12 protein-coding genes are annotated in these 17,197 nt (G+C 57.3%); all 12 read left to right on the top strand.

The window, feature by feature from the left end; all coding sequences use genetic code 11:
• The first annotated feature begins 20 nt into the window (after positions 1-20).
• The 12 genes from rpoC to leuB all read left to right on the top strand — a co-directional run bounded on the left by rpoC (position 21) and on the right by leuB (position 17,186).
• Positions 21-3,623, top strand: a complete 3,603-nt coding sequence (gene rpoC / locus BLT01_RS00775; RefSeq protein WP_092093180.1) for a DNA-directed RNA polymerase subunit beta' — start codon at positions 21-23, stop codon at positions 3,621-3,623.
• Positions 3,624-3,880: 257 nt separating this feature from the next.
• The gene (locus BLT01_RS00780) at positions 3,881-4,126 is read left to right on the top strand and encodes a ribosomal L7Ae/L30e/S12e/Gadd45 family protein (RefSeq protein WP_092093185.1); all 246 of its coding nucleotides are present in this window, start codon (positions 3,881-3,883) and stop codon (positions 4,124-4,126) included.
• A gap of 97 nt (positions 4,127-4,223) precedes the next feature.
• Complete coding sequence (gene rpsL, locus BLT01_RS00785) at positions 4,224-4,643, top strand: 30S ribosomal protein S12 (protein ID WP_092093189.1); 420 nt, start codon at positions 4,224-4,226, stop codon at positions 4,641-4,643.
• Positions 4,644-4,687: 44 nt separating this feature from the next.
• Complete coding sequence (rpsG, locus tag BLT01_RS00790; protein WP_092093194.1) at positions 4,688-5,158, top strand: 30S ribosomal protein S7; 471 nt, start codon at positions 4,688-4,690, stop codon at positions 5,156-5,158.
• Between the two features lie 51 nt (positions 5,159-5,209).
• A complete protein-coding gene (fusA, locus tag BLT01_RS00795) occupies positions 5,210-7,288 on the top strand; it encodes an elongation factor G (protein WP_092093197.1) in 2,079 nt (692 codons plus the stop codon).
• Positions 7,289-7,403: 115 nt separating this feature from the next.
• Entirely contained in the window at positions 7,404-8,591 is a 1,188-nt protein-coding gene (gene tuf, locus BLT01_RS00800) for an elongation factor Tu (protein ID WP_092093200.1), read from the top strand.
• A gap of 522 nt (positions 8,592-9,113) precedes the next feature.
• On the top strand, positions 9,114-10,781 hold the full coding sequence (gene ilvD / locus BLT01_RS00805; protein WP_092093203.1) for a dihydroxy-acid dehydratase: 1,668 nt from the start codon (positions 9,114-9,116) through the stop codon (positions 10,779-10,781).
• Positions 10,782-11,136: 355 nt separating this feature from the next.
• Positions 11,137-12,876 carry a biosynthetic-type acetolactate synthase large subunit gene (gene ilvB / locus BLT01_RS00810; protein WP_092093207.1) on the top strand — a complete coding sequence of 580 codons (1,740 nt, stop codon included), beginning with the start codon at positions 11,137-11,139 and terminating at the stop codon, positions 12,874-12,876.
• Positions 12,873-13,388, top strand: coding sequence for an acetolactate synthase small subunit (gene ilvN, locus BLT01_RS00815; RefSeq protein ID WP_092093212.1), 516 nt, complete (start codon positions 12,873-12,875; stop codon positions 13,386-13,388). Before ilvB ends, ilvN begins: the two co-directional genes overlap by 4 nt.
• Entirely contained in the window at positions 13,295-14,515 is a 1,221-nt protein-coding gene (ilvC, locus tag BLT01_RS00820; RefSeq protein ID WP_260470080.1) for a ketol-acid reductoisomerase, read from the top strand. The genes ilvN and ilvC overlap by 94 nt, the downstream gene beginning before the upstream one ends.
• Positions 14,502-16,052 (top strand): 2-isopropylmalate synthase, encoded by a 1,551-nt coding sequence (locus BLT01_RS00825; RefSeq protein ID WP_092093218.1) that lies wholly within the window; start codon positions 14,502-14,504, stop codon positions 16,050-16,052. The genes ilvC and BLT01_RS00825 overlap by 14 nt, the downstream gene beginning before the upstream one ends.
• 36 nt (positions 16,053-16,088) lie before the next feature.
• The gene (gene leuB / locus BLT01_RS00830; protein ID WP_092093223.1) at positions 16,089-17,186 is read left to right on the top strand and encodes a 3-isopropylmalate dehydrogenase; all 1,098 of its coding nucleotides are present in this window, start codon (positions 16,089-16,091) and stop codon (positions 17,184-17,186) included.
• The last annotated feature ends 11 nt before the right edge of the window (positions 17,187-17,197 follow it).

The following is a 17,197-nucleotide window of genomic DNA, read 5'->3' on the forward strand; positions in this document are numbered from 1 at the left end:
ACTAAAGGGAGGTAGGCTCCTTGATAGATGTAAATAATTTCGAGTATATGAAAATCGGCCTCGCATCCCCGGACAAAATCCGGTCGTGGTCCTACGGCGAAGTGAAAAAGCCGGAAACGATCAACTACCGGACGCTGAAGCCGGAGAAAGACGGCCTGTTCTGCGAACGGATCTTCGGCCCGACAAAAGACTGGGAATGCCATTGCGGAAAGTACAAGCGCGTCCGCTACAAGGGCGTCGTCTGCGACCGCTGCGGCGTTGAAGTGACTCGCGCGAAAGTCCGCCGCGAACGCATGGGCCATATCGAGCTTGCAGCTCCGGTATCCCATATCTGGTACTTCAAGGGCATCCCGAGCCGCATGGGGCTTCTTCTCGACATGTCCCCGCGTTCGCTCGAGGAAGTCATCTACTTCGCTTCCTACGTTGTGACCGAGCCTGCGGACACCGGCCTTGAGCGAAAGCAGCTCCTGTCCGAGCGCGAATACCGCGCGTACCGCGAAAAGTACGGCAACAAGTTCTCCGCGCTCATGGGCGCGGAGGCAATCGAGAGGCTCCTTAAGCAGATCGACCTCGATAAAGAGGCCGACGCGCTGAAAGAAGAGCTCAAGACGGCACAGGGCCAGCGGCGCACACGCGCGATCAAGCGCCTGGAAGTCGTCGAATCGTTCCGCCATTCGGGCAACCGCCCGGAATGGATGATCCTCGAAGTGCTTCCGGTCATCCCGCCGGAACTGCGCCCGATGGTCCAGCTGGACGGCGGCCGCTTTGCGACGTCCGACCTGAACGACCTTTATCGCCGGGTGATCAACCGGAACAACCGTCTCAAGCGACTGCTTGATCTCGGCGCACCGGGAATCATCGTACAGAACGAGAAGCGGATGCTGCAGGAAGCCGTCGATGCCCTCATCGACAACGGCCGCCGCGGCCGCCCGGTCACCGGTCCGGGCAACCGCCCGCTCAAGTCCCTCTCGCACATGCTGAAGGGTAAACAGGGCCGATTCCGCCAGAACCTTCTCGGTAAGCGTGTCGACTACTCCGGCCGTTCCGTTATCGTCGTCGGGCCGAACCTGAAGATGTACCAGTGCGGCCTGCCGCGCGAAATGGCGATCGAGCTGTTCAAGCCGTTCGTCATGAAGGAACTCGTCGAACGCGGTCTCGCGCACAACATCAAGAGCGCGAAGCGCAAAATCGAACGCCTTCACTCGGACGTCTGGGATGTTCTTGAGGAAGTCATCAAGGAACACCCGGTCCTCCTGAACCGGGCACCGACGCTCCACCGTCTGGGAATCCAGGCGTTCGAGCCGACACTTGTCGAAGGCCGGGCCATCCGCCTCCACCCGCTCGTCTGTACGGCATACAACGCCGACTTTGACGGTGACCAGATGGCGGTCCACGTGCCGCTTTCCGCAGAAGCACAGGCGGAAGCCCGCCTTCTCATGCTTGCGGCACAGAACATCCTGAACCCGAAAGACGGCAAGCCGGTCGTCACGCCTTCCCAGGACATGGTCCTCGGGAACTACTACCTGACGCTTGAGCGCAAAGGCGCGCTGGGCGAAGGGATGATCTTCAGCAATTCGGACGAAGTGGTGGTCGCCTACCAGAACGGCTACGTGCACCTGCACAGCCGGATCGCCATCCATGCGTCATCGCTGAACAATCCGACATTCACGGAAGAGCAAAACCGTCAGCTGCTCATGACGACGGTCGGCAAGGTCATCTTCAACGAGATCCTTCCGGAGTCGTTCCCGTACATCAACGAGCCGACAGACCACAACCTGCAGGTCGAAACGCCTGAAAAGTACTTCATCAACCCGACAGAAGACGTCAAGGCGAAGATCCAGGAAGCGGAGCTTGTCCAGCCGTTCAAGAAGAAAATTCTCGGAAACATCATTGCAGAGATCTTCAAGCGGTTCCACATTACGGAAACATCCAAGATGCTTGACCGCATGAAGGACCTCGGATTCAAATATTCGACCCGTGCCGGCATCACGATCGGCATTTCGGACATCGTCGTCTTGCCGAACAAGGGGGAAATCCTCCAGGAAGCACAAGGCAAGGTCGACAAGGTCACGAAGCAGTTCCGCCGCGGTCTCATCACCGAAGAGGAACGCTACGACCGTGTCATCTCGTACTGGTCCCAGGCCAAAGACACCATCCAGTCGCTGCTGATGGAGTCTCTCGAGAACACGAACCCGATCTTCATGATGTCCGACTCCGGCGCCCGGGGTAACGCGTCGAACTTCACGCAGCTTGCGGGGATGCGGGGCCTGATGGCCAACCCGGCAGGCCGGATCATCGAGCTCCCGATCAAGTCGTCGTTCCGTGAAGGCCTTACCGTCCTCGAGTACTTTATCTCGACGCACGGTGCGCGTAAGGGTCTTGCCGATACAGCACTGAAGACGGCCGACTCGGGTTACCTGACACGCCGGCTCGTCGATGTCGCGCAGGATGTCATCGTCCGCGAAGACGACTGCGGAACCGACCGCGGCCTTGAAGTGAGTGCCCTCACCGAAGGGACGGAAATCATCGAAACGCTCGATGAGCGGATTATCGGCCGGCATGCGAAGAAATCGGTCCGCCATCCTGAAACGGGCCAAGTGCTCGTCGAACGCGATGGCCTCATCACCGAAGATGTCGTACGCGCGATCATGGATGCGGGCATCGAGACGGTCACCATCCGTTCGGCGTTCACGTGCAACACGAAACACGGCATCTGCAAGAAGTGCTACGGCATGAACCTGGCGACAGGCGAAGCGGTCGAAGTCGGCGAAGCAGTCGGCATCATCGCTGCACAGTCGATCGGAGAGCCGGGCACACAGCTGACGATGCGTACGTTCCACACAGGCGGTGTTGCCGGAGACGACATCACCCAGGGTCTCCCGCGTATCCAGGAAATCTTCGAGGCGCGGAACCCGAAAGGCCAGGCGGTCATTTCCGAGATCAACGGTGTGATCACCGAGATCGAAGAGATCCGGGAAGGCCAGAAGGAAATCACCGTCACCGGCGAAGTCGAGACGCGCAAATATACACCGCCGTATAACGCGCGCCTCCGCTTCGGCCTGAACGACACCGTCAAGCGCGGCGATGCGCTGACCGAAGGGTCCATCGATCCGAAACAGCTCATCGTCGTCAAGGACGTCAAGACCGTCCAGGAATACTTGCTGAAGGAAGTCCAGAAGGTCTACCGGATGCAGGGCGTTGAGATCAGCGACAAGCACGTCGAGGTCATGGTCCGCCAGATGATGCGCAAAGTCCGCGTCATCGAAGCCGGCGAAACCGACCTCCTGCCGGGCACGCTGCTCGACATCCACCAGTTCACGGAGGCAAACTTCGATGCCATCCGCGACGGCCGGCTGCCTGCGACAAGCCGCCCGGTCATCCTCGGAATCACGAAGGCGTCCCTCGAGACGGAGTCCTTCCTCTCGGCCGCCTCGTTCCAGGAAACGACACGCGTCCTTACCGACGCAGCCATCAAAGGCAAGATGGATGAACTCCTCGGACTCAAGGAGAACGTCATCATCGGGAAGCTTGTTCCTGCCGGCACCGGCATGCAGCGTTACCGCCAGATCGAAATGACTTACGAAGGCATGGAAGAAGAGCAGGAAATCGCAGCAACCGAATAAGTTGCCTGACCCCCGGGAAGCCCATCGCTTCCCGGGGGTTTTTGCCTGTAGGCGGAGTGGGAAAAAGAGCGGCGTTGAGCGGCAAAGCTTTTCTTGCGCGCATCAAACGCAGTTTCGGTAGGCCCGGAACGGAAATCGTGTTTTCCGCTTCTTCTGCAGCTTCCAAAAAGTAATATGTTTTTTATTGACATACTGTTTCAGGGATGATAATATGTTCAAGGTTGAGAGTTGACTTTTGGTTCCTTGGAGGAAATGGCATGTCTCATGGACAAGCGAATCAGAAACAGACGATCATCGGTATAAAGCAGGCAGTAAAGGCGCTCCGGAAAGGCCGGGTGCGGGAAGTGATTCTCGCTTCGGATACTGACGGGCGGCTGATCGGCGACGTTCTGTCCCTTGCGGAAGAGAACGGGATTCCGGTACGCTATGAAGGCACGAGGAAAGACCTTGGCCGGGCATACGGAATCGATGTCGGCGCATCGGTCATCGCCATTACTGAGTAGGTTTTTGCGTCATGCTGCGCAAAGACTTTGTTTTTACCCCTAAAATGAACCACCTGGATGTGTGGTATTAAAAAGAACTGAAGGGAGGACCCTATCGATGCCAACAATTAACCAGCTGGTCCGCAAATCGCGTAAGTCGAAAGCGACCAAATCGAAGTCTCCGGCACTCGGGAAAGGTTACAACAGCTTCAAGAAAACTCTTACAGATGTGAACTCGCCTCAAAAGCGCGGTGTCTGCACTCGTGTCGGCACAATGACGCCTAAGAAGCCGAACTCCGCGCTTCGTAAATATGCTCGTGTCCGCCTGACGAACACGATCGAAGTCAACGCGTATATCCCGGGCGAAGGACACAACCTGCAAGAGCACAGCGTTGTCCTGATCCGTGGCGGCCGTGTTAAAGACCTTCCGGGTGTCCGCTACCACATCGTGCGCGGCGCCCTCGATACAGCCGGCGTTCAAGGCCGTATGCAGAGCCGTTCCCAATACGGCGCGAAGAAGCCAAAAGCGAAAAAATAATCACCTTTCCAAAGGTGTCGTAAAGTTTGAAAGGAGGAACACACATGCCTCGTAAAGGTCCAGTAGCAAAACGTGACGTGTTGCCTGACCCGCTTTATAACTCGAAGCTCGTGACACGTCTTGTAAACAAAATCATGGTAGACGGCAAGAAGGGTACAGCCCAGAAAGCCCTCTACGGCGCATTCGAAATCGTCCGTGAGCGTTCCGGCAAGGATCCTCTGGAAGTATTCGAAGCAGCGCTTGAAAACATCATGCCAGTCCTAGAAGTGCGTGCCCGCCGTGTCGGTGGCGCGAACTACCAGGTACCGGTTGAAGTCCGCCCGGACCGCCGTGTAACACTCGGCCTCCGTTACCTCGTCAACTACTCCCGCCTGCGCGGTGAGAAGACGATGGAAGAGCGCCTGGCAAATGAAATTCTTGACGCTTCCAACAACACGGGTGCATCCGTGAAGAAGCGTGAAGATCTTCACAAGATGGCGGAAGCGAACAAAGCATTCGCCCACTACCGCTGGTAAGTTCAAGCCGAAGTACACTCTATTCCGACATAACAGGAGGAGAAACACATTATGGCTAGAGAATTCTCCTTGGAGAACACTCGTAACATCGGGATCATGGCTCACATCGATGCCGGTAAGACGACAACGACAGAGCGTATCCTCTATTACACAGGTAAAATCCACAAGCTCGGCGAAACGCACGAAGGGGCTTCCCAGATGGACTGGATGGAGCAGGAACAGGAGCGCGGAATCACGATCACATCCGCTGCGACGACTGCTGCATGGAAAGGCCACCGCGTCAACATCATCGACACGCCCGGACACGTCGACTTCACAGTTGAAGTTGAGCGTTCCCTCCGCGTACTCGATGGTGCGGTAACGGTCCTTGACGCCCAGTCCGGCGTTGAGCCGCAGACGGAGACAGTATGGCGCCAGGCAACGACTTACGGCGTACCGCGTCTCGTATTCGTCAACAAGATGGACAAGACTGGCGCGGACTTCCTCTACGCAGTCAAGACGCTTCACGACCGTCTGGATGCCAACGCTCATCCGATCCAGCTGCCGATCGGCGCCGAGGATCAGTTCAGCGGCATCATCGACCTCGTCGAAATGAAAGCGACTATCTACGGTAACGACCTCGGCACAGATATCGAAGTTACAGATATCCCTGCCGAGTACCAGGAACAGGCAGATGAATACCGTGAAAAGCTCATCGAAGCACTCGCGGAGTTCGACGAAGAGCTCATGGAGAAATACCTGGGCGGCGAAGAACTTTCTGTGGAAGAGATCAAATCGGCCATCCGTAAAGCGACGCTAGCGGTAGAATTCTACCCAGTTGTCTGCGGTACGGCGTTCAAGAACAAAGGTGTCCAGCTCGTCCTCGACGCAGTTGTCGACTACCTGCCATCTCCGCTTGACATCCCGGCTATCGACGGGATCGACCCGGATACGGGCGAAGCTCTCGAGCGCCACGCCGACGACAGCGAGCCGTTCTCGGCACTCGCGTTCAAGGTCATGACTGACCCGTTCGTCGGTAAGCTGACATTCTTCCGTGTCTATTCCGGTATCCTTCAGTCCGGTTCATATGTTCAGAACTCGACAAAAGGCAAGCGTGAGCGCGTCGGCCGGATCCTGCAAATGCACGCGAACTCCCGTGAGGAGATCTCCGAAGTGCACGCAGGTGAAATCGCCGCTGCCGTCGGCCTGAAAGATACAGGCACAGGCGACACGCTCTGCGACGAGAAAGCACTCGTCATCCTTGAATCGATGGAATTCCCTGAGCCGGTCATCTCGGTTGCAATCGAGCCGAAGACGAAAGGCGACCAGGACAAGATGGGGATTGCCCTCGGCAAGCTCCAGGAAGAAGACCCGACATTCCGCGCGCATACTGACCAGGAAACTGGCGAAGTCATCATCGCGGGTATGGGTGAGCTCCACCTCGACATCATCGTTGACCGCCTCAAGCGCGAGTTCAAGGTTGAAGCGAATGTAGGCGCGCCTCAGGTATCCTACCGTGAGACGTTCCGCCAGACTGCCCAGGTCGAAGGTAAGTTCGTACGCCAGTCCGGTGGCCGCGGTCAGTTCGGTCACGTCTGGATCGAGTTCTCCCCGAACGAAGAAGGCGCAGGCTTTGAATTCGAGAACGGCATCGTCGGTGGTGTCGTGCCGCGTGAATACGTCCCTGCTGTTGAAGCGGGCGTAAAAGACGCACTCGAAAACGGTGTCGTTGCAGGCTTCCCTGTCATCGACGTCAAAGCCAAGCTCTTCGACGGTTCTTACCACGATGTCGACTCCAGCGAAATGGCGTTCAAGATTGCCGCTTCCATGGCAGTCAAGAATGCTGCAGCGAAAGTCAACCCTGTTCTTCTTGAGCCGATGATGAAAGTAGAAGTCGTCATCCCTGAAGAGTACATGGGTGACATCATGGGCGACATCACTTCCCGCCGCGGACGTGTCGAAGGCATGGAAGCACGCGGTAATGCCCAGGTCGTCCGTGCAATGGTTCCACTTTCCGAAATGTTCGGCTATGCGACATCGCTCCGTTCGAACACGCAGGGCCGCGGTACATTCTCGATGGTGTTCGATCACTACGAAGAAGTGCCTAAGTCCATCCGGGAAGAGATCGTCAAAAAAAATAAAGGCGAATAATTGAAATTCACCTTTGTTTCAAGTATAACTAACGTATAAGATATGGAAGGTGGGGAAGTATGACTTCCCTGCGGACCATACCAATCATCTCTTACATTTAAGGAGGATTTTCCTAATGGCTAAAGAAAAATTCGACCGCTCCAAGGAGCATGCTAACATCGGTACAATCGGTCACGTTGACCACGGTAAAACGACTCTGACTGCTGCAATCGCGACAGTACTCGCGAAAAAAGGCGGCGGTGAAGCACGTTCGTACGCTGACGTTGACAACGCTCCTGAAGAAAAAGAGCGCGGGATCACAATCAACACATCCCACATCGAATATGAAACAGACAAGCGCCACTACGCTCACGTTGACTGCCCTGGTCACGCTGACTATGTCAAGAACATGATCACTGGTGCAGCTCAAATGGACGGCGGAATCCTCGTTGTATCCGCAGCTGACGGCCCAATGCCACAAACTCGTGAGCACATCCTCCTGTCCCGTCAGGTTGGTGTTCCTTACCTCGTCGTATTCCTTAACAAGTGCGACATGGTTGACGACGAAGAACTCCTCGAGCTCGTTGAAATGGAAGTCCGTGACCTCCTTTCCGAGTACGACTTCCCTGGCGATGACGTTCCTGTCATCAAAGGTTCCGCTCTGAAAGCCCTCGAAGGCGAAGCAGAGTGGGAAGAGAAAATCGTTGAGCTCATGGACGCAGTTGACAGCTACATCCCAACTCCGGAGCGCGACACTGAAAAGCCATTCATGATGCCTGTCGAGGACGTATTCTCGATCACAGGCCGTGGTACGGTTGCAACCGGCCGTGTAGAACGTGGCCAGGTTAAAGTCGGCGACACTGTTGAAATCATCGGTCTTGCTGAGGAAGCAAAATCGACTACAGTAACAGGCGTTGAAATGTTCCGTAAGCTTCTCGACTATGCAGAAGCAGGCGACAACATCGGTGCGCTTCTCCGTGGTGTTGCCCGTGAAGACATCCAGCGTGGCCAAGTTCTTGCAAAGCCAGGCTCGATCACTCCACACACAAACTTCAAAGCTGAAGTTTACGTTCTGTCCAAAGAAGAAGGTGGCCGTCACACGCCATTCTTCTCCAACTACCGCCCGCAGTTCTACTTCCGTACAACTGACGTAACTGGCATCATCTCGCTTCCAGAAGGCGTTGAAATGGTTATGCCTGGCGACAACGTTGAAATGACAGTAGAACTTATCTCCCCAATCGCGATCGAAGAAGGTACAAAGTTCTCGATCCGTGAAGGCGGCCGCACAGTTGGTGCAGGCGTCGTTGCAACAATCCAGAAGTAATGAATGGTGACTGAATAACGGAAACGGACCGGCCTGATCAGCCGTTCCGCTTCCTCTGTCCAGACGTGGACAGTGACCTCCGCCCAGACGTGGGCGGGGGTCTTTTTTATGTTTGGGATTTCCAAGGCCTGTTCCAACCTGACGCCTGGAACAAATTCTGCAGTCTTCTCCGCAGCAACTGCCCGGCAGGAAACGAACACCGGTCACTAAACAGAAAAGGACTGACGTAACCTGTCAACCAATCCTGTTCAGATTTTCCGGCATCCCTGCTGGACTGGACATCCATCTTAGCCAACGCTCCCCGGCCATTCCTGAAAAACTTTTTAAATTAAGCAGAATGCGATATATCAGCATTTGCAAACGTTTACATGGAAGATTTAATTCTAAATTGAACGAAAACTTGAAAAAAGCGACTTGACGCAATATTTCAACCGCGTTATGATGTGTTCAATTCATTTTGAGAGACGGCACAAGAGCATGGCCAGAAGCCGCTCCGCCTCCATCCAGAGGAGAGATCATCTTATGCGAAGCGACATGATCAAAAAAGGAATCGACCGGGCACCGCACCGGAGCCTGCTATATGCGACGGGCGTGAAAGCGAAGGATTTGGGCAAGCCGTTTATCGGCGTGTGCAACTCCTATGTGGACATTATCCCGGGGCATATGCACCTCAACAAATTTGCGGAAGTCGTCAAAGAGGCAATCCGTGAAGCGGGCGGCGTCCCGTTCGAGTTCAATACAATCGGCGTCGACGACGGAATTGCAATGGGTCACATCGGGATGCGCTACTCGCTTCCGAGCCGGGAGATCATCGCCGACTCCGCGGAGACCGTCATCAACGCGCACTGGTTTGACGGCGTGTTCTACATCCCGAACTGCGACAAGATCACTCCGGGAATGCTCATGGCAGCTGTCCGGACCAACGTACCGTCGATTTTCGTATCGGGAGGACCGATGGAAGCCGGAGTGGACTCCAACGGCAAGGCGCTTTCCCTTACTTCCGTGTTCGAAGGCGTGGGTGCCTACAAACAGGGTAACATGACACAGGCACAGCTGCTCGAGATCGAGCAAAGCGCCTGTCCGACATGCGGATCCTGTTCGGGGATGTTCACCGCCAACTCGATGAACACCCTCATGGAGATGATGGGCGTCACGCTTCCTGAGAACGGCACAATCGTCGCCACATCGGACCAGCGCAAAGAGCTGATCTACGAAGCGGCCAAGCACCTGATCCGCATGGTGGAAGAAGACGTGAAGCCGCGCGACCTCGTTACGGAAGAAACCATCGACGACGCATTTGCCCTGGACATGGCGATGGGCGGATCGACAAACACCGTCCTTCACACCCTCGCCATCGCCCATGAGGCAGGCATCGACTACGACCTGAAAAAGGTCAATGAGATTGCCGAGCGTGTCCCGTATCTGTCCAAGCTCATGCCCGCATCGGATTACTCAATGCATGATGTGCACCTTGCCGGTGGCGTCAGTGCGATCATCCGTGAACTGTGTGACATCCCGGGTGCCATTCACCCGGACCGGATGACGGTCACCGGCAAGACCCTTTATGAAACCGTGAAAGACAGCAAGATCCTGAATGAGCAGGTCATCCGGCCAAAGGAAAACCCGTATAGTCCGGTGGGCGGCCTATCCGTCTTGTACGGGAATGTGGCACCGGATGGCGGCGTCATCAAGGTCGGTGCGGTCGATCCTTCCATCAAGGTATTCGAAGGCGACGCCATCGTCTTCGAGTCCCAGGAAGACGCCCTCCAGGGTATCGATGACGGCACGGTCCAAGAAGGACATGTGGTCGTCATCCGGTACGAGGGCCCGAAAGGCGGGCCGGGCATGCCGGAAATGCTCGCGCCGACTTCGGCAATTGTCGGCCGTGGTCTCGGCACGAAGGTCGCGCTCATCACAGACGGAAGATTCTCGGGCGCATCCCGGGGGATCGCTGTCGGCCATATTTCGCCGGAAGCGGCGGAAGGCGGGCCGATCGGCCTGGTGGAGAACGGCGATATCATCAAAATCGACCTCGTCAACCGCAGGATCGAACTCAACGTTCCGGAAGACGTACTTGAAGAGCGGCGAAAGAATGTGAAGCCGTTTGAACCGAAAATCAAGACGGGCTATCTCGCCCGCTACTCCAAACTGGTCACATCCGCCAACACCGGCGGCGTCATGAAAATCTGACAGCGATCGATCAATCAAACGAAAGCGCAGAAGAGGAAAAAGGAAGAGGACCCCATGCACTCCCAGAGAGCCGGAACCGCTGGAAACCGGCAGTGCATCCTATCCGACATCACCTCCGAGCGGAACACTGAACGGATCATTCCCAAGGTGTTCCCGGGGCTGGCATCGCGCCGCCCCGTTACCAACCGGCCGGGCACCTGCCCGGCTGCCGAGGCGGCAATGCCGCGAACAAGGGTGGTACCATGAAAGGCTCTTTCATCCCTTGCAACGGAAGACGACTGTGTTCCGTGCAGGGAGTGGAGGGGTCTTTTGTTTTTTTATATACAAAACTCACAAGTGAAGGAGGAAGGCGCAGATGGAAGCGAGCGTCAAGGTAAGGGAAACAAAACAAGCCGTCACACCGGCAACAGCCGGCAACGGAGCCGACCTGCTGGTCCGGTCTTTGAAAAACGAGGGCGTGGACATCATTTTCGGCTACCCGGGCGGTGCGGTGCTCCCGATCTACGATGCACTGTACAAGAATCCGATCCGGCACATCCTGGCCCGTCATGAGCAGGGTGCCATCCACGCAGCCGAAGGGTATGCGCGCACGACAGGAAGGACCGGCGTGGTCATCGCCACTTCCGGGCCGGGGGCGACCAATCTTGTGACCGGCATCGCGGACGCCATGCTGGACTCGCTCCCGCTCGTCGTCCTGACCGGGCAGGTCGCCCAGCAGGTGATCGGCACCGATGCTTTCCAGGAAGCGGACGTGATCGGCATCACACAACCGATCACCAAGCACAACTACCAGGTGAAAGATGCAAAAGACATCCCGCGGATCATCAAGGAAGCATTCCATATCGCTTCCACCGGCCGCAAAGGCCCGGTGGTCGTCGATATTCCGAAGGACGTTTCAGTGGCCGAACTTGCCGCGGATATCCCCCATCCGGAAGGCGTCCATCTGCCGGGCTACCAGCCGACGGTCAGGCCGAACTTCCTCCAGATCCAGAAAGCCGCTCAGATGCTTTCGGAGGCTGAACGACCGCTGATCCTTGCAGGGGCGGGAATCCTGGCCGCAGAAGGTACAGGGGAGCTCGGAAGCTTTATCGAGCGGTACCGCATCCCGGTGACAACCACCCTGCTCGGCATCGGCACCGTTCCGGGGGGACACGATCTCGGGCTCGGCATGGCAGGCATGCATGGGTCGTACGCGGCGAATATGGCCATCCAGGAGTGCGATGTGCTCCTGAACATCGGCGCCCGCTTCGATGACCGGCTCACCGGCAATCTTGACGGGTTCGCGCCAAATGCAACGGTCATCCACATCGACATCGACCCGGCCGAAATCGGCAAGAACGTCCCGACGGAGATCCCGATCGTTGCGGACGCCAAGGCCGCACTCACCGAGCTGAATAAAAAGGACTTTAAAGCACCGGACACGGAAGCGTGGCTTGCACGCCTAAGCGAGTACCGGGAAACCCGTCCGTTCGGTTACGAGCGTGCAGCCGATGGGCAGATCATGCCACAAGATGCGGTTCGGCTCATCCACAAATACACGGGAGGAGACGCGATAGTCACGACCGACGTCGGCCAGCACCAGATGTTCGCCGCCCAATATTATGAACCGAACCACCCGCATCACTGGGTGACATCCGGTGGCCTCGGGACGATGGGCTTCGGATTTCCGGCCGCGATCGGCGCCCAGCTGGCCTTCCCGCACGAGAAAGTCGTCGCGGTCGTCGGCGATGCCGGCTTCCAGATGACGCTGCAGGAGCTGTCGATCCTCCAGGAGTTCAATCTCCCGGTAAAGGTCATCATCCTGAACAACGCGGCGCTCGGCATGGTGCGCCAGTGGCAGGAAACCTTCCACGGGGAACGCTACTCCTCCTCGCTCGTGCCGGTGCAGCCGGACTTCGTCAAGCTGGCGGAAGCCTATGAGGTTAAGGGATATAAAGTCGAGACGCTTGCCGAGGCGGAACAGGTGATCGGGGAAGCGATCGAGTCGGACGGACCGGCGCTCGTCGACTGCAGGGTGCTCGCGACGGAAAACGTCTACCCGATGGTCGCGCCGGGCAAGAGTCTCAGTGAAATGATCGGAGTGATGGAACGGTGAAACGGGTCATAACGACAACAGTCCTCAACCAGAGCGGTGTTCTGAACCGGGTGACAGGACTCCTCATGAAGCGGCAGTTCAACATCGAGAGCATTACCGTCGGACATACCGAGACGCCGGGTATGTCGAAGATGACCTTCGTCGTCCACGTTGAAGATCCCTCAAAGGTCGAGCAGCTCGTCAAGCAGCTGTCCAAGCAGATCGATGTCATCAAGGTGAACGATATCTCGGACAAGGCGATGGTCATGCGGGAGCTGGCGCTCGTCAAAGTCGTTACCCCGCCCCAGCTCCGCCAGGAAGTCCGGAGCATCGTCGAGCCGTTCCGCGCACAAGTCATCGACATGAGCAAAAACGTCACCACCTACCAGGTGACAGGGGACCCGGAGAAGATCGAGGCGTTCATCGACCTCGTCCGGCCATACGGCATCAAGGAAATTTCACGCACCGGTGTCACGGCCTTTACACGCGAGACGCAGCGTGCGGACACCATGCCCGATCTGATCCTTCAGTAAGGCAGAAGCACCGTCAGAGAGATTCCCGCGGCAGTCCGGCCCGCTTCCAAGTCCGGTCCAATAAAAAAACAGAACCCACAGGGAGGAAAATGAAAATGGCAAAAATGTACTATAACCAGGATGTTAACGAGGCAGTTCTCCAAGGACGTAAAATCGCGGTCATCGGATACGGCTCCCAAGGCCATGCGCATGCGCAGAACCTGAAAGAATCCGGCTTCGACGTCATCGTCGGCGTACGTCCGGGCAAATCGTTCGAAATGGCGAAGGAAGACGGCCTCCAGGTCGCAACCGTTGCCGAAGCTTCCGCGGCTGCGGATGTCATCATGGTTCTCCTCCCGGATGAGCGCCAGACACAGGTCTACAACGAAGAGATCAAGCCGTCCCTCACTGCAGGCAAGGCGCTTGTCTTCGCACACGGGTTCAACATCCACTTCGGACAGATCGTCCCTCCGGCTGATGTTGATGTGTTCATGGTTGCGCCGAAGGGCCCTGGCCACCTTGTCCGCCGTACGTACGAAAGCGGCGCAGGCGTCCCTGCACTGATCGCGATCCAACAGGACGCAACCGGCCAGGCAAAAGATCTTGCGCTTGCTTACGCCAAAGGGATTGGCGCCGCGCGTGCGGGGGTTCTTGAAACGACGTTCCAGGAAGAGACCGAAACAGACCTCTTCGGCGAACAGGCTGTGCTCTGCGGCGGAACGACCGCCCTCGTCAAGGCCGGGTTCGAAACATTGGTCGAAGCAGGCTACCAGCCGGAAGTCGCTTACTTCGAAGTTCTGCACGAACTGAAACTGATCGTCGACCTCATGTACGAAGGCGGCATCGAAAACATGCGCTACTCGATCTCCGACACTGCACAGTGGGGTGACTTCGTCTCCGGGCCCCGTGTCATCACGGACGAGACAAAAGCCCGCATGAAGGAAGTGCTCGAAGATATCCGGAACGGCAAGTTCGCAAAAGGCTGGCTGCTTGAAAACCAGCTGGGCCGCCCTGAGTACAACGCCATTAACCGCCGCGAGTCCGAGCACCAGATCGAGAAAGTCGGCCGTGAGCTCCGCTCCATGATGCCGTTCGTCAATGAAGGCAAAAAGATTAAAAAGGAAGTGGTCGCCAGTGCGCAAAATTGACATTTTTGACACGACCCTGAGGGACGGGGAGCAGTCGGCGGGCATCAACCTGAACACCGCCGAGAAGCTTGAGATCGCGCGCCAGCTGGAACGGCTCGGCGTGACGGTGATGGAGGCCGGCTTCCCGGCAGCCTCCCCGGGCGACCAGGATGCTGTCCGCAAAATTGCGGGCACGGTCAAGAATTCGATCGTGACGGGCCTCGCCCGCTGCAACCAAAAGGATATCGATGCCGCGTGGGAAGCGCTCCGCGTCGCGGAGCAGCCCCATATCCATATTTTTCTGGCGACGTCTCCGATCCACATGGCCTACAAGCTGAAAAAGACGCCGGATGAAGTGATCGAGGCATCGGTCGAAGCGATCAAGTACGCGAAGAAATTCTTTCCGCTCGTCCAATGGTCGGCGGAAGACGGTTCCCGCACGGAGCCCGACTTCCTCGCCCGCATCGTGAACGAAGTTGTCAAGGCGGGCGCCACGACCGTCAACATCCCTGACACCGTCGGATATGCGACACCGCATGACTACGGTTCCATCTTTAAATTCCTGAAGGAGACCGTGCCGAACATCGACCGGGTGAAGCTGTCCGCACACTGCCATGACGATCTCGGCATGGCGACGGCAAACACCCTCGCAGCCATCGAAAACGGTGCCGACCAGGTGGAAGGCACGATCAACGCAATCGGCGAGCGCGCCGGCAATGTCGGGCTCGAGGAAGTGGCGGTCGCCCTCCACATCCGGAAGGACCATTACAACGTCGAGACCGGCATCAACCTGAAGGAGATCAAGCGCACGAGCCAGCTGGTCAGCCAGCTGACAGGCGTCGCGATCCAGCCGAACAAGGCAGTGACAGGCAAGAACGCCTTTGCTCACGAGTCCGGCATCCATCAGGACGGCATGCTGAAGAACCCGAACACTTACGAAATCATCACGCCGGAACTGATCGGCGATGCCCATACCGAACTGGTCCTCGGCAAGCACTCCGGCCGCCATGCGTTCAAGTCCCGCGCCGAAGAGATGGGCTTCACCCTCGAGCCGGAGCGGCTCAATGAAGCATTCGCAGAGTTCAAGAAGCTGGCGGACCGCAAGAAGGTGATCACCGAAGCTGACCTGCTCGTCATCCTGACCGATCAGCAGATCCAGGAAGCGGACGCGCCGATCTATGAACTGGCCGGTGTCCAGCTGTCCAGCGGCACGGCCAACATCCCGACATCGACCATCACGGTCGTCCGGCCTGACGGCGAGACCGTCACCGAGGCGGCGACCGGAACCGGTTCCGTCGAGTCGATCTTCAACGCGCTCGAGCGCATCGTGAGCGAGAAAGTCCACATCCTCGACTACCGCGTATCTTCTGTGGGCAAAGGGCGTGACGCGCTCGGTGAGGCGGTCGTCAAAGTCCTGATCGGCGAAGATGAGATCACGGGGCGCGACGCCGCACAGGATGTGCTGGAAGCCACGGCCAATGCTTATCTGAACGCCATCAACCGGAAACTTGTAAAAAATGCACAACAGGCGCCGGAAGAAACCGTGCCTGTCACGTAATCTGAACCAGGCTGATATTAAAAGGAGGAAACGAACATGGAAAAGACAATTGCCGTATTGCCCGGAGATGGAATCGGCCCTGAAGTGACCAGGGCAGCCGTCAAGGTCCTGAAGCTGATTGCACGCCGCTACCAGCATGAGTTCAATTTTTCTTACGGCCTGATCGGCGGAGCGGCAATTGACGCCCTCGACAATCCGTTCCCGAAAGAAACGGCCGACGCCTGCGGAACGGCTGACGCCGTTCTCCTGGGTGCCGTCGGGGGACCGAAATGGGACCGCAATCCGTCCGAACTCCGCCCGGAAAAGGGGCTGCTTGCCATCCGCAAACATTTCGGCCTGTTCGCAAACCTCCGCCCGGTCAAGGCGGTACCGGCGCTTTTGTCCGCATCTCCGCTCAAAGAGGAAAAAGCGGCAGGCGTGGACCTCATGATTGTCCGCGAGCTGACCGGGGGCCTGTACTTCGGTGAAAAGGCCCGCACAGCAGACGATGCATATGACACGCTTGTCTACTCCCGTGAGGAGATCGGCCGAATCGTCGAGCAAGCATTCGAGCTTGCCCGTGTGAGAAGGGGAAAAGTGACGTCCGTTGATAAGGCCAATGTCCTGGAGTCCAGCCGTCTCTGGCGGGAAGTCGTCGAAGAAAAGAAGGCGGACTACCCGGACGTCACCGTTGAGCACCAGCTTGTTGACTCATGCGCGATGAAGCTGATCACCGATCCGTCCGCATTCGACGTCGTCGTGACGGAGAATATGTTCGGGGACATCCTGAGCGACGAAGCATCGGTCATCACCGGATCTCTCGGCATGCTGCCATCCGCGAGCATCCGCACCGACGGATTCGGCCTGTATGAACCGGTGCATGGCTCCGGTCCGGACATCGCCGGCAAAGGCGTCGCAAACCCGGCGGCGGCCATCCTGTCGGCCGCGATGATGCTCCGCTACTCGTTCGGCATGGAGACCGAGGCGGCTGCAATCGAAGAAGCGGTCCAGACGGTGCTTGAGGACGGGTGCCTCACGGCAGATCTTGCCGGGGCGGGAGGCCGCACCCTCACGACAGAAGAATGGACCGACAAAGTCATCGAGCAGCTCGACGCGGAAACCGTGTCGGAAGATATTATGTTTTCGTATATGTAAAACAGGAGGCG

The organism is Bhargavaea beijingensis (assembly GCF_900101985.1).
Taxonomy (GTDB): domain Bacteria; phylum Bacillota; class Bacilli; order Bacillales_A; family Planococcaceae; genus Bhargavaea; species Bhargavaea beijingensis.